We start from the raw sequence: 13,710 nt of genomic DNA, 5'->3' as shown, positions 1-13,710 counted from the left end.
GCGGTGGTCAGGGCGAGGACGGCGCGCTCGGCCGCCGCACCGGTGCCGTCGGAGATCGGGTGCGTCGTGGCGGGTGGTCGTCCGGTCGTGGAGGCGACTGCTCACGGCGTTGACCGCGAGCGCTGACGAAGCGGCTGTCGCTCCACCGCTGGGTTCTCCCATCCGGTGAGGCTGGTTTCGTGGTCCCTTCGGTGTCGGTTCTCGAGGAATGCAACAGCAGGTGAGCCTTGAATCAAGGCGGGGGCTCGTGACGGCCTTCCATCAGATGCGTCAGCGGACACGTCGGACGCGGCCCCGATCTCTGCGGTGGTTCACCGTTCCTGCCACCACGGGGTGGGTGGTTCGCGGTGGCGGATCGGCGAGCACGCCGGCCGCAGCCGCCAGCAGGTGATCTTCAACACCGGGACGACGCCGGCCGGCGGGGCGCGGTCGTCCCGGGCCGTCGCCCGGGACGTCGGAAGCGGTGCGACGGGCGCAGCGGCAGCAGGGACCGCACCCGCTGCGACAGCTCTCCTGGTACCCGCCCATGCACCTCATCCTCGACCGCGGGTACGACCTCGAACCGCCTCAGCTTCTCCGCAACTCGTGGTGGAGGGAGTTGCGGACCTCGAACCCCGGTGTTTCGGGGGTGGTTCTCCAGCGCCGGGAAACTACCGGTAGGTGTCGGAGCGCCGTTCCGCCAGGTGGTGCAACGTCCTGCGCGCCCGGGTCACCTCGTGCTCCACGTCGAGCCGCACCTCCGCCAGGGCGCCCTTGGAGCCGGTCCGCGCCAGCACGTCGCCCCCGGGGCCGACGACCTTGGCCTGCCCGAGGAAACGCAGGTTCCCCTGGATCCCGGTCTGGTTCGAGGAGACCCAGACGACCTGGTTCTCCGCCGCCCGGGCACTGTCGTAGAGGTCGAACAACCGGGACTGACGGTCCGCGAGCAGGCGCGAGGCGCGGTCGGTGACGCTGGCCGGCCACGCGGAGAGGCAGGCGATCGTCCGGGCCCCGGCCAGAGCCAGCGACCGGCCCGCCTCGGGGAACGTCTTGTCGTAGTCGATGAGCATCCCCAGCCGCCCCACGGGGGTGTCGAACGCGGTGAAACCGTCACCGGCGGAGAACACCTTGGCCTCACCCGCGGGCTGGTGCACCTTCCGGTGCCGACCCAGGACACCGTCGCCGGTGAGGCACACCGCCGCGCTGAAGTAGCACGGGTACCCGTGCAGGACGTCCACCTCGGTGTACCCCAGGCACACCGTCACCGGCCCCGCGGCCGCGGCGACGGCGGCGATCTGCGGGGCGTCGGCGGACAGCGCCGGGGGAACCTCATCGCTGCGCGGGTCCTCGAGGTCGGAGAGGTAACCACCGAGCGTCCCGTGGGGCAGGACCAGCAGGTCGATGCCGCCGCGCCGGGCGGCGGCGACGATGCCGAGCGCCTTCTCCAGTCCCCGATCGAGGTCTCGGCCGAAGTGCGCCGCGGCCGCGGCGATCCGGAGAGGACGAGACACCCCACCGATCGTCGTCACCGCACGTTCCTCCCGTCGACGGCGCGCCAGGGCACCACTGGCTGCGGTGCGCCTCGCGGGTGCCCGCGCGGGTCAGCGCCTGTTCCCGCACCGGCCTGCGCCCACCGGCGGATCGCGTCACCGGCGGTCGTCCTCACCGGCGTCACGGGAACTCGGCCAGAGCCGCGTAGAACTCCAGGTGCGCTCGGGCGGCCGCCGCCCACGTGTGCCGGGCGACGAGATCGGCTCCGACGGCCCGGCGCGCGACCAGGACGTCGGAGTCCGGGCGGAGCACGGCGTCGCGCAGGGCGGTCGCGATGGAGGCGGGGTCCACGGCGAAGGCCGCGGCGCCGTCGAAGACCTCCCGCAGGACGGGCAGGTCCCGCGTCACCAGCGGGATCCCGGCCGCGAGACCCTCCATGGCGGCCAACCCGAAACCCTCCTTGGTGGAGACGAAACCCATGGCCGCGGCGCCCGCCACCAGGGAGGGCAGGTCCGCGGTGGGGACCGGGCCCAGGACGTGCGGGGCGACGTCGAGCTCGGCGGCGAGGCGGTCGAACTCGGCGCGGTAGTCCCGGTAGTCGAAGAGGGTTTCCCCGCCGGCCACCACCAGGGCGACGTCGGGGAGTTCCCGGCGCAGGAGGGCGACGGCCCGCAGCAGGTCGGTGCTGCCCTTGCGCGGTTCGATGCCGCCGACGGCGACGACGTAGCGCCCGAACCGGTCCTGCCAGTGCCGGCGGGCCGCCGCTGCGGCGGGGGCGTCGCCCGCCGCGTCGGTGAAGGGTTGCGCCTGCACGCCGTTGGGGATGACGACGGGGTCCAGTCCCCAGCCCTCCCGCAGTTCCTCGGCCACCGCGCGGGAGACGCACACGTGCGCGTACGGTTCGACGATCGCCCGTTCGTGGCAGGCGGCCAGCGCGGGGGTGGTGAACGTGTCCAGGTGGTGCACGGTGCGGACGCAGCGCCCGACGGCGTTGGCGCTGATGCAGTCCTGGGCGTGGACGACGTCGTAGCCGGCGGGGTCGAACCCCGCCCGCAGGACGTCGATGGAGCGCAGGATGCGGTCCCCGACGCTCTCGCCCTCGCGAGCCGGGAACGGTACGACGCGGACGTCGACCTGCGGGGCGACGGGGCGGAAGAAGCCGGCGTCACCGCTGCGGCCCAGCGTCCAGACGCTCACCTCGGCGCCGGCCTCGACGAGCGCCTCGGCCAGCGCCAGGGTGTGGACGACGCCGCCGCGAGGTTTCGTGGAGTACGTCGTGAGCGCGATCCGCACGGTCAGCGGGCTGCGGTGAGGTGCGACGCGGCGAGGCCCGTCGAGGCGGGGCGGGACGCGGGGGAGGACGGCGGAGGGAGGCGAGCCGCGCCCGCGGTCAGCTGGTCGGCGAGGAACTCCGCGTCGCGGGCGATGCCGGCGAAGCGACCCGAACCCCAGGTGTGCATCCACGGCAGCCCGAGGAAGAAGAGGCCCGGCGTGCCGGTGACCCCGCGGGTCTGGCGGGGGCGCCCGCGCCCGTCGAAGACCCCGAGCTCGACCCACCGGTGGTCCGCGCGGTAGCCGACGCTCCACACGACCGAGGTGATGCCCGCCGCGGCGAGGTCGAGCTCGGTGACTTCCTGCTCGGGGCGCCACACGGGGACGTAGCGCGCCTCGTTCGGCGCGTCGATGCCCCGGGCGCTGATGTGGCGGTCGATGACGTCCTTGATGGACTCCATCACCGAGTCGGCGTGGTCCAGCGCCTGCTCCAGCGTCGGCGCGAAGCGGGCGACGCCGTCGCGCACGTCCTCCAGCCGCCCGTGGAGGCCCATGCCCTCCCGGGCGAAGGCGCGCAGGTCGATGTCGCGACCTCCGTCGCGCCCGGTCATGTAGTGGTTGGTCTTCTCCTGCGCGGCTGCGCCTCCGGGGACCTCGCCGGCGGTGACGTCGTAGGTCCCCATGTCCTCCAGCCACGCGATGCAGTCGCGCCCGCGGTAGGTGCGGGCGCACCGCGGTGCGTTCCCCACGGCCAGGTGGACGCGGCGGCCGGCCAGGTGCAGGTCCTCGGCGATCTGGGCGCCGGACTGCCCGGAGCCCACGACGAGGACCGCGCCCTCGGGCAGCCGCTGCGCGCTGCGGTAGGCGGAGGAGTGCAACTGCACGACGTCGCGCGGGAGGCGCTCGGCGGCCGCGGGGACGACGGGTACGTGGTAACCGCCGGTGGCGATCACGACCTGGTCGGCGCTGAACTCCCCGGCGCTGGTGGAGAGGGCGAAGCCGCCACCGTGCTGGCGCAGGGAGGTGACCGCCACGCCTTCGCGGACGGGGGCGGCGAAGGAACGGGCGTACTCGGTGACGAACCGGTGCACCTCGTCGCGTTCCATGAACCCGTCGGGGTCGGTGCCGGCGAACTCCCCGGTGTAGCTCCACCCGGGGAGGCGGCACTGGAAGTTGGGGGTGACCAGGGTGAAGGCGTCCCAGCGCCCGTCGCGCCATTCGTGGGCGGTCGTGCCGCGTTCGAGCAGGACGTGGTCGACACCGCGCCGGGTGAGGTGCCAGCTGAGGGAGAGCCCGGCCTGGCCGGCGCCGACGACGACGACGGGGTGGTGCTCACGGGTGGTGGCCGGCGGGGTGTTCACGGGGTGGCTCCAGGGGGTCGCTGCGTCAGCGCGGGTCCGGGGGGCGTCGACGGGGGGAGGGGCGGTTCGAGCCCGAGCACGCGCACGGGGGCGGCGGGGTCGTAGCGCGCTGCGCGGGCGGTCAGGTCGTCGAGCTGGGCCATCGCCGAGGTGCAGGCCATGCCGTACTTCGCCCGCACCCGCTCGCTCGCGGTGGTCAGCGCGGTGCCGGCGCGGGCGAGGAACTCCGCGACGGGGTACTCGGCGCCCACCGCGAGGTGGTCGTGGACGACGAGGGAGGGGGAGTAGCAGTGCTGCACGGTCTCGTCGGGCCAGCGCACCGTGAACGTCGTCTCAGGCAAGGCTGGGGACCTCCTCCTGAACGGCGGGGACAGCGGGGACGGCGTGGGCGTTGGGGGCGACGACGGCGCCGTAGGCATCGGGGCGGCGGTCGCGCAGGTTGAACATGGCTCGCCGCGCGAGCGCCAATTCGTGCTCGATGTCGACGTCGGCGACGGCGATGCCCGCGTCCGTCCCGGTGCTGGCCAGGACCTCCCCGCCGGGCCCGACGATCTTCGCGTTGCCGACGAACCGCAGCGAACCGAACTCCCCGGCCTGGTTGGCGGCGACCCACACGACCTGGTTCTCCAGCGCCCGGGCCTGGTCGTAGAGGTCGAAGCGCAGGCGCCAGCGGTCCCGGGCCAGGTCGGCGGCGGCGGCGGTGCGCGAACCCGGCCACGCCGAGATGCTGACGATGACGGCGGCCCCGTCCAGGGCCGCGGCGCGAGCGGCCTCGGGAAAGGCCTTGTCGTAGCAGATCTGCAGACCGATGCGCCCGACGGGGGTGTCGAACGCGTCGAAGGCGGAACCGGCGGCGTAGGTGAGGTTCTCGCCCAGCGGCTGGTGCACCTTGCGGTGCACCCCGAGGATCCCGTCGCCGGTCAGCGCCACGGCGGTGTTGTACAGGTCGTGGCCGCCGTCCTCGCACATCCCCACCACCACGACGACGTCCCCGGCCATCTCCTGCACCCGTCGCAGTTCCGGCCCGTCCAGGGTCAGCGCGGGCGGTCCGGAACGCCCGCGGCGGCTGGCCGCGGTCCCCCTGTCCTCGGCCGAGCCCAGGCTGGAGAGGTAACCCCCCAGGCAGGCCTCGGGGAAGGCGACCAGCCCGGTGCCGTCGGCCCGGGCCCGCTCCAGGACGCGGCCCACCTGCGCGTACGTGGCTTCGAGGTCGCGGCCGAAGTTCCCGGCCACGGCGGCCAGTCTGGTCGTTCCCACGGCTCCGGTGCTGCTCATGCCGGTCCCCATCCCGTCACGGTGTCCCGGACGGCCCGGGTCACCTCTCCGTCGGGCCAGCGCAGGCCGACCCCTTCTCCCGCCACGAGGCGCCCGCAGGCTGCGCTCGTGGCCGGTCCTGCGTGCTGCGGTTCCCACCCGGGGCGGGAGGCGGTCACCATCGCGAACCCGGGGAAGCAGGTGAACCAGTCGCCCACGCTCGCCGCGCCGGGGCGGGGGACGGCGGCCACGTCGATCTCCGCGCCGGTGCCGCTGGCCTCGGCGAGCATGCCGAGCGTGCCGACGAGACCGGCCATGCTGACGTCCTTGGCGGCGTCGGGACGCGAACGGGCCACGAAGGAGCCCATGGCGCGCAGGTCCTCGCCGCGCCGGGTGGAGGTGGAGTCCCACTGCGCGCCGCGGTAGCCGGGACGCCAGCCACCGCCCAGGTCGGCCGTCAGCCGCACCTCGTCGCCGGCGCGCCCGCCCCCGGCGGGAACCGGGGAGCCGGTGCGGCCCAGCGCGGTGACGGACAGGGCCGCGGGGACCCCCAGCTGCGTGTGTCCACCCAGGACCGGGACGCCCCACGCGGTGGCGGCGGCGCGGAGACCGGACACGATGCGCTGCGCCTGGTGCGCGTCGCGGGCGGCGAGCGCGTCGAGCATCCCCACGGGGGTGGCCCCCATCGCCGCGAGGTCGTTGAGGTTGACCAGCACCGCGCACCAGCCGGCCCACACCGGGTCCCGCTCGAGCATCGAGGGCACGATCGCGTCGCAGGCCGCCACCAGGTCGCTGCCCGGCACGGGGGCTCCGTCGTCACCGCGGAACCCCGCCCCACCGAGCGCTCCCGCCCCGGTGTCCGCTCCGCCGCCCAGGTCGGCGAGCAGAGCGGCCAGCGGCGCCTTGGTGGCGTCCACCAGGCGCTGGACGCGCTGCACCGGGTAGCGCACCAGCACGTGCGGCGTGCCGTGCAGGTCCAGCTCGCGCACCCGTTCCCAGCCCAGCCGCTGGAACAGCACCGCGTTGGCGGCCTGCACGCTCGCCTCGAAGCGCAGCGCGCCGACCTCCTCGGCGTGCGCGCAGGCCGCGCGGACCAGGGCGCTCCCGACGCCGCCGAGGCTGCGCGCGCCGGTGGCGACCACGAGGCGGCTGCCGCGCCACCAGCCGATGTCGGGGCCGGCGGTGGCCGGGGCGAGGCGGACACCACCCACGACCCTCCCCTCCGGGGTGCGGGCGACGAGGACCCGCCGGCGCGGGTCGTCGTCGGTCTCGTCCCGGTCGTCGCCGGTGAAGAGGCCCTGTTCCCCCACGAAGACGTCGCGGCGCAGCGTCAGGTACGCGGCCTCGTCCTGGGGGCTGGCCACCTCCACCCGGAAGCGCGGTACCTGACGGGGGAGACCCGACAGGATCGACACCTCCAGCGGGGGCGGGTCGGCGTGCGCGGTCCGTGGTTCCACCGGGCGCTCCCCTTCAGCCGTTCAGGTTCTGCAGCACGGAGCAGGCCCCGCACGCCGCGCAGCCGGCCATCTGGTCCGCACCGCGCATCCCGCCCGCGCGCAGGGCCTTCGCGACGCGGCGCGAGACGTCCTCCAGGACGGCCGCCCCGGGGGCCCCCGCCCCGTCGACGTCGACCGCGAGGGTTCCGGCCAGCGGCCGGAAGGGCACGACGAAGGGGTAGACGCCGAGCTCGACGAGGTCCTCGGCCCCGGCGACGAGCTCGTCGGGGTCCTCCCCGAGGCCGACGAGGAGGTAGGTGGAGACCTGGTTGCGCCCGAACACGCGGACGGCCTCGGTCCAGGCGGCGCGGTACTCCGCCATCGGGACGGTGGACTTCCCCGGCATCCAGCGCCGGCGGACGGCCTCGTCGAGGGACTCGACGTGGATGCCGATGGAGCTCGCGCCGGCGTCCTTCAGCTCGGTGAGGGTGGCGAGGTCACCGGGGGGTTCGCACTGCACCTGCACGGGCAGGCCGGGCACGGCCTCGGTGACCGCCCGGACGCAGCGGGCGAGGTGGCGCGCGCCGCGGTCGGGGGCGGTGGAGGTCCCGGTGGTCATGACCACGTGTTTCACCCCGTCGAGGCGGACCGCGGCCTCGGCGACCTCGGCGAGCATCGCGGGGGTCTTGACCGCGATGGTCGATCCCGACTCCAGCGAGGACTCGATCGCGCAGAAGCGGCAGCGGTCCTCGGGGGCGTAGCGCGAGCAGGTCTGCACGACGGTGGTGGCGAGCACGTCGCGGCCGTGCAGCTTCGCGATCTTCTCGTAGGGGATCCCGTCGGTGGTGGCGAGGTCGTAGAACCTCGGCCGCTGCACGGGTTCCACCTCGATGCCGAGGTCGGTGACCTCCAGCAGGGCGCCGAGGGGGTCCTCCCGGACCAGCCGGCCCTCGCGGACGAGGTAGGGGCTGTCCGAGCGCAGCGGCAGCGCGGTGGCCAGACCGCCGAGGACCACGTGGCCGTCGTCGCTGGGACCGGCTCCGCCGGTGCGGCGCACGGGTGCGGCGAGGCGGACACCGCGGATCGCGACGTCGACCCGAGTGGAGACGGTTCCCGCCGTGGCCCGGTCCTCGGCACCGATCGCGTCCGGGCAGCTCATCGTCGTTCCCCTCGCCCGCGGGGATCAGACCATGTAGGTGGAGTTGATGATGGCGCCCTTGCGGGCGTAGTGGATGATCGCGTCCTGCACGTCGAGGGGGTGGCAGGGGATGACGCCCTCGATGAGGTCCTCCTCGCGGTTGCCGTGCAGGGCCAGGCCGAAGCGGCAGCAGTAGACGGTGCCGCCCTCCCTGATGAACGTCTCCAGGGCGCCGTTGATGTTCTGCTCGCCGGGGAACCCGGAGTCGCCCGTGGTGGGGAACCCGCGGGTGGCGATGCAGTTCATCGACCCGGGGCCGTAGAAGTAGATCGCGGACTCGAAGCCCTTGCGCAGGGCGCGGGTCGCCTGCAGGACGGCGACGAAGCTGACCGAGGACTCGTGGGCGATGCCGTGCACGAGGGTGAAGTAGGTCTCGCCGTCCTCGGCCTGGTAGTCCGGGAAGATCTTGGTGGAACCGTAGATGTTGCTGCCCTTGGGCAGGGCGGGGTGGGGGATCTCCGAGATGGACTTGGCGATGTTCGCCTTGATCTGCTCCTCGACCTCGGTGGTGGTGGTGCCGGGGGTGGTGGTCGTGGTGGTCATGGTGGCTGCTCCTGGCTCGTGGGGTGGGTTCTCGATGGAGGTGACCCGCCGCGGTGCGGGCGCGGGGCGGTCGCCGCGCGGCGGGGGTTCGGGGTGGCTGAGCTCGTCAGCCGTAGAGGGTGGAGAAGTTCTCGTGCAGGAACATCCGGGCCAGCTCGCCGTCGCCGGCGGCGGCCCGCATGCGGGCCAGTTCGCCTGCGTGGTCGCCCCAGGGTTCGTCGCTGGCGAACAGGACGCGGTCCCCGCCGACGCCGCGGCGCTCGATCTCCCGGGCCAGCCAGCGGGGGGCGAAGCCGATGGCCCAGCTGGTGTCGGTGTAGACCTTCTTGCCGGCCTCGATCCAGTCGAAGAACCGCCCGCCGATGAGCTTGATGTGCGCGCTCATCCCGCCCCCGAGGTGGACGAGGTGGATGCGGACCTCGTCGCCGTAGCGGTCGACGAGCTTGCCGACCTCGTCGATGTCGGAGGCCGCCCCGGGAGAGGTGTGCACGTGGACGACGAGGTCCCGTTCGCGGGCGGTGGTGAAGATCCTCTCGATCTGCGGCTGGGAGGTCGGGTCGTCGACCCCGCCGCCGAGCAGGAAGCTCGTCTTCAGCGCGACCACGCCGGGTTCGCCGGCCAGCGCCAGAGCGGCGTCGGTGAGGGCGGCGTCCTCGCTGCGCGGTGAGGTCCACAGCCCGCAGACGAACCGGTCGTCCTTCGCGGTGGTCTCCAGCACGAGGTCGTTCAGCGCGAAGGAGGCCTCGGCGACCGGCACGCCGTAGTTGGGCAGCAGCAGGGCGCGTTCGGTGCCCTCGTGGTCCAGGTCGTCGAGCAGGTCGGCGATCTGCTCGCGAGCGGTGGTGTCGGGGTTGACGGGAGGACCGCCGTAGAAGGGGTACGCCGGCAGCCGGCCGAGGTGGCGGTGCGCGTCGTGGGTCCGGGTCACGAGAGGTAGTTAACGCGCGAACCGTTTCCGGCTGGTTACCCCCGGACTACTTCTGCGTTTCGTGGTCCTCACCGGGAACGGCGGGTGGCGGGCTCCGTCCGTGGACGCGGGCCGGGCGGGCACCCCGGTCCCCGTCCCCTCCGTCGCCACCCGCGTTTCCATCGTGTTACCGGTCGGCGCCGCACCCGGGACGGCGCCCGGCGCACGGGCAGGATGACCGCATGGACCTCGACGAGCTCACGGCCCGGCTGCCCAAGGTGTCGCTGCACACCCACCTCATCGGGTCGGTGTCGGCGAGCACCGTCCTCGAACTGGCCCGCAAGCACGACGTGGACCTCGACGCGGCGGTGGGGCGCCCCGGCTGCACGGCGGACGACCTCTACGACCACGAGAGCTACGACGACCTCGACGAGTTCCTGCGGGTGCTCGACGTCGTGGGGGCCGTCATCCGCGACGCGGACGACTTCCACCGGGTGACGTACGAGTCCCTCACCGCGGGTGGCGCCGCTCACGGTGTGCTGTACCGCGAGATCATGCTCAGCCCACCCGGCCACCCCGGCGTTCCCTACGCCACCATCCTCGACGGGGTCATCGCCGGTGCACGCGACGCCCGTGCCGACACCGGCATCGCCTCCGGTCTCGTCGTCGCCCTGAACCGCAACGACAGCGCCGCCGCGGGTCTCCAGCTCGTCGAGGAGGTGATCGCCGACCGGCGCGAGGAGGTCCTGGGGGTCGGACTGGACTACTCCGAGGCCATCGGGCCCCCGGAGAAGTTCTGGCGGGCCTTCGCCCTCGCCGGGCGCGCCGGGCTGCACCGCACCGCGCACTCGGAGTCCGGGCCTCCCCACCACGTCGAGACCATCCTCGACCTGCTGGGCGGGGAACGGATCGACCACGGCTACCACGTCGTCGACGACCCCGACCTCACCGCCCGTTGCGTGAGCGAGCGCATCCCCTTCACCTGCACCCCCGTGAGCTCGGACATCGGGAGGTACTCGGGCAGCGGCGACGGGACCCACCACCGCATCCGCGAGATGGTCGACGCCGGGTTGTGCGTGACCATCGACTCCGACGACCCGCCCATGTTCGGGACGGACCCCACCCACGACTACCGCGTGCTCGCCCGGGCCCTGGGCTACGGCCTGGACGAGCTGGCGCAGTTCACCCGCAACGCCGTCGACGGTTGCTGGCTGGACGAGAGCGACAAGCAGACCCTGCGGACGCAGGTCGAGGACCGCATCGCCCGACTGGCGACGGCGGGGCAGGCGAGGGCATGAGCAAGCAGCTGGTCCTGGGGGCCTTCGAGGTCATGGCCCCCACGTTCCTGGCCAACTCCTGGCGCCATCCTCTGGCCCAGCCCGAGGGGTACGCCGGGATGGCTCACTGGCAGGAGCTGGCGCGCCAGCTGGACGCCGGGGGTTTCGACTTCCTCTTCTTCGCCGAGGCCCTCGCCTACCCGATGACCCCGGAGGGGGAGGTCCCCGAGGTCGTCGTGCGCGAGGCGGTGCAGTTCCCCGTCCACGACGCACCCCTGCTGCTGTCGGGGCTGGCCGCGACCGTGGACCGGCTGGGCTTCGTCGTCACCTCGTCGACGACCGCGGAACGGCCCTACCTGCTGGCCCGCAAGTACTCCACCCTCGACCACCTCACGAACGGGCGGGTGGGGTGGAACATCGTCACCTCCGACATGCAGGACGCCCTCGTCCGGCTGCTCGGCGAGGGGGCGGTCACGGCGCACGACACCCGCTACGCCCGCGCCGACGACTTCGTCTCCCTGTGCCTGACGTTGTGGGAGAAGGGGTGGGACGAGCAGGCGCAGCCGATGGACAAGGCGAGCGGGGTCTTCACCGACCCGGCCAAGGTGCACCGCCTGCACCACGACGGCCCGTTCTTCGCCCTCGACGGCTACTACCCGATCGCGCCGTCCCCGCAGCGGACCCCGACCCTGTTCCAGGCCGGGGCGTCGGTGGCGGGCAAGAACTTCGCCGCCACCTACGCCGAGTGCATCTTCACCCAGGAACGCGACGTCGAGGCCGCCGCGGCGCTGGTGCGGGACCTGCGCGACCGCGCGCAGGAGCGGGGACGCCCACGGGACGGCGTCAAGGTGGTCAACGGGTTGTCGGTCGTCGTCGGGGACACGGAGGAGAAGGCTCGCCGGCTGCGGCGCGAGCTGACCGACGCCCCGAGCCGGGAGGCGATGGCCGCCCTGTTCCTGGGGTGGTCCGGGATCGACCTGACCCGCTTCGACCCGGCCGCCACCCTGCAGGACATCTCCACCGAGGTCGGCCAGAGCCTCCTGCGGCAGTACCAGGACCCCTCGCTGACCGTGGGGCAGGTCCTCGACGGTCTGCGCGAGACCATGGGCGGATTCAAGGTCACCGGGACCCCGGCGCAGGTCGCCGACGAGATCGAGTCCATCGTCGAGGCCACCGACGTCGACGGCTTCCTCGTGGAGTTCACCTTCGGCGGGACGGAGTCCTACCGCGACTTCATCGCCGACGTGATGCCGCTGCTGCGGGCCAGGGGACTGCTGCCCGCGCAGCCGCGGCGGGGTTCGCTGCGCGAGATGCTCACCGGTTCCGGTTCTCCGCACCTACCGGGGACGCACCCCGGTCGCCGCTGACCGCCCCGCCCGGGACGGGGCCGGACCGGGTGGGCGGCCCACCGCCCAGGCGGGCGGCGGCGGTGGCCAGCAGCAGCCCCGCGTGGGCGTCGGCGTCGTCGAGGGGGTGGCCCAGGAGCTCCTCGGCCCGGCGCAGCCGCTGGTAGGTGGTCTGGCGGCCGATGGACAGGGCTGCGGCCGTGCGACCGGGGGAGCAGCCCAGGCGCAGGTGCGTCTCGACGGTGCGGATGAGTTCGCTCCCGTGCCGCTCGTCCCACCGTCGCAGCGGGTGCAGCGTCGCCTCGACCAGGTCCTCGACGTCGACGTCGGCGTCGCGCAGGAGCAGGTCCAGGGCCCACGTCCGGCTCGTGGTCACCGGCGTGCCCGCTTCCGGCAGCGGCGGGCGGGTGGTGCCCGCCACGGCCAGGGCCGCCCGCGCCCGGCCCAGGGACCACCGCCAGCCGCCCGCGGCGCGGTCCGAGCGCACCGGGTCACCCACCGCGGCCCGCAGGGGCGGGCGGCCCGCACGCTGCCAGGCCCGCTCGACGGCGGCGGTCACGACCCGCACCTGGTCACCGCGCTCGGCGAGGGCGAACAGCCCCAGCACCTCCGCTCCGACGCGCCCGCGCAGCAGCACCCCTCCCGTCACGCGGGCGGCGGACTCCAGCACCGACAGGCCGGACCGGCTCTCGGGGGCGTCGACCGCGACGGCGACCACGACGTCCCCCACGCCCGGGTGGAACCCCGCCGCGCCCGCCCGGACGAGGACGTCGGTGTCGGCGGGGGCGGTTCCGTCGACGAGTTCGGACAGCAGCCGCTCGGCGAGCTGGTCGGGGCGGCTGGGAGCCCGGTGGGTGCGCACGACCTCCATGGCCAGGGCGGGGACGAGCCAGCGCAACGCGGTGGCCACGTCGTCCTCGTCCCCGCCGGGGTCGGACCCCGGGCCGGGCAGCGCCGCGGGAGCGGCGGCGACCACGCCCCAGGCCCGGCCGCGGACCGAGATCGACGCCCGCGGGCCACCCGCCTCCAGGACCCGCCAGGCGTCCCGGTCGGAGGAGGTCCCCGCCGCCGCGACGAGCGCGCCCCCGGCCGAGACGAGGACGAGCGAGCGCTGGACCAGGTCGCCCACCGCCGACAGCAGCCCCGACAACCCCCGCTCCTCGACCTGCGCGCCCTCCACCGCCGTGATGACCCGTTCGGCGAAGCGCAGCCGCAGCGTCGCACCGCCGATGATGGCCGTGTTCAGCGTCTCGGAGATGCGGGTGAACGGGACGACCTCGTGCAGCACCACCAGCGGCAACCCGCGACGCGCCGCCTCGTCGGCCATCTCCGGCGGGACCTGCGGGAGGGAGCGGCCCACTTCGACCGCCAGGGCGGCGACCCCGCGGGTGGCGAGGTCGCGGACGTAGTGCCGGCGAGCCCCCGCGTCGACGGTCGCGACGCCCAGCCCGGTGGTCAGGAGGAGTTCCCCGCCCTGCAGGAGCGGCCCGATCTCGTAGATCTCGCTGGAGTGCACCCACCGCACGGGAGCGTCCAGACCCTCCTCCCCGTTGAGCAGCTCGGGACGGGCATCCCGCACGACGGGGTGGAGCAACGCGCTGCGCACGCTCAGGACCATCCGCGCACGGTACGCGGTGCACGTGATC

Annotated in this window: 12 protein-coding genes; 2 read left to right on the top strand and 10 right to left on the bottom strand. The window is 74.0% G+C overall.

Features of this window, described 5'->3' with window-relative positions:
• Nucleotides 1–650: 650 nt before the first annotated feature.
• The 9 genes from KRAD_RS00815 to KRAD_RS00775 all read right to left on the bottom strand — a co-directional run bounded on the left by KRAD_RS00815 (nucleotide 651) and on the right by KRAD_RS00775 (nucleotide 9,462).
• Nucleotides 651–1,490 (bottom strand): carbon-nitrogen hydrolase family protein, encoded by an 840-nt coding sequence (locus KRAD_RS00815; protein WP_041292455.1) that lies wholly within the window; start codon nucleotides 1,488–1,490, stop codon nucleotides 651–653.
• Nucleotides 1,491–1,650: 160 nt separating this feature from the next.
• The gene (locus KRAD_RS00810) at nucleotides 1,651–2,763 is read right to left on the bottom strand and encodes an MSMEG_0565 family glycosyltransferase (RefSeq protein WP_011981321.1); all 1,113 of its coding nucleotides are present in this window, start codon (nucleotides 2,761–2,763) and stop codon (nucleotides 1,651–1,653) included.
• Between the two features lie 2 nt (nucleotides 2,764–2,765).
• The gene (locus KRAD_RS00805) at nucleotides 2,766–4,103 is read right to left on the bottom strand and encodes an MSMEG_0569 family flavin-dependent oxidoreductase (RefSeq protein ID WP_011981320.1); all 1,338 of its coding nucleotides are present in this window, start codon (nucleotides 4,101–4,103) and stop codon (nucleotides 2,766–2,768) included.
• Nucleotides 4,100–4,444: an MSMEG_0570 family nitrogen starvation response protein gene (locus KRAD_RS00800; RefSeq protein ID WP_011981319.1), complete on the bottom strand. Its 345-nt coding sequence runs from the start codon at nucleotides 4,442–4,444 to the stop codon at nucleotides 4,100–4,102. Before KRAD_RS00800 ends, KRAD_RS00805 begins: the two co-directional genes overlap by 4 nt.
• Nucleotides 4,437–5,378, bottom strand: coding sequence for a carbon-nitrogen hydrolase family protein (locus KRAD_RS00795; RefSeq protein WP_011981318.1), 942 nt, complete (start codon nucleotides 5,376–5,378; stop codon nucleotides 4,437–4,439). The genes KRAD_RS00800 and KRAD_RS00795 overlap by 8 nt, the downstream gene beginning before the upstream one ends.
• Nucleotides 5,375–6,814 carry an MSMEG_0567/sll0787 family protein gene (locus tag KRAD_RS00790; RefSeq protein WP_011981317.1) on the bottom strand — a complete coding sequence of 480 codons (1,440 nt, stop codon included), beginning with the start codon at nucleotides 6,812–6,814 and terminating at the stop codon, nucleotides 5,375–5,377. Before KRAD_RS00790 ends, KRAD_RS00795 begins: the two co-directional genes overlap by 4 nt.
• Nucleotides 6,815–6,827: 13 nt before the next feature.
• The gene (locus tag KRAD_RS00785) at nucleotides 6,828–7,952 is read right to left on the bottom strand and encodes an MSMEG_0568 family radical SAM protein (RefSeq protein ID WP_011981316.1); all 1,125 of its coding nucleotides are present in this window, start codon (nucleotides 7,950–7,952) and stop codon (nucleotides 6,828–6,830) included.
• A 24-nt stretch (nucleotides 7,953–7,976) separates the two neighbouring features.
• On the bottom strand, nucleotides 7,977–8,534 hold the full coding sequence (locus KRAD_RS00780) for an MSMEG_0572/Sll0783 family nitrogen starvation response protein (RefSeq protein WP_011981315.1): 558 nt from the start codon (nucleotides 8,532–8,534) through the stop codon (nucleotides 7,977–7,979).
• Nucleotides 8,535–8,640: 106 nt separating this feature from the next.
• Complete coding sequence (locus KRAD_RS00775; RefSeq protein ID WP_011981314.1) at nucleotides 8,641–9,462, bottom strand: amidohydrolase family protein; 822 nt, start codon at nucleotides 9,460–9,462, stop codon at nucleotides 8,641–8,643.
• Between the two features lie 221 nt (nucleotides 9,463–9,683).
• On the opposite strand from KRAD_RS00775, the gene add reads away from it, so the two are divergent.
• Both add and KRAD_RS00765 read left to right on the top strand, forming a co-directional pair.
• Entirely contained in the window at nucleotides 9,684–10,739 is a 1,056-nt protein-coding gene (add, locus tag KRAD_RS00770; RefSeq protein WP_011981313.1) for an adenosine deaminase, read from the top strand.
• Nucleotides 10,736–12,085, top strand: coding sequence for an LLM class flavin-dependent oxidoreductase (locus KRAD_RS00765; RefSeq protein WP_011981312.1), 1,350 nt, complete (start codon nucleotides 10,736–10,738; stop codon nucleotides 12,083–12,085). The genes add and KRAD_RS00765 overlap by 4 nt, the downstream gene beginning before the upstream one ends.
• On the opposite strand, the gene KRAD_RS00760 is transcribed toward KRAD_RS00765, so the two are convergent.
• Nucleotides 12,033–13,682, bottom strand: a complete 1,650-nt coding sequence (locus tag KRAD_RS00760; protein ID WP_011981311.1) for a PucR family transcriptional regulator — start codon at nucleotides 13,680–13,682, stop codon at nucleotides 12,033–12,035. The genes KRAD_RS00765 and KRAD_RS00760 overlap by 53 nt on opposite strands.
• Nucleotides 13,683–13,710: the final 28 nt, after the last annotated feature.

The organism is Kineococcus radiotolerans SRS30216 = ATCC BAA-149, from assembly GCF_000017305.1.
Lineage (GTDB): Bacteria > Actinomycetota > Actinomycetes > Actinomycetales > Kineococcaceae > Kineococcus > Kineococcus radiotolerans.
The sequence above is the reverse complement of the archived record's forward strand: the minus strand, read 5'-3'. Positions and strand labels throughout refer to the sequence as shown.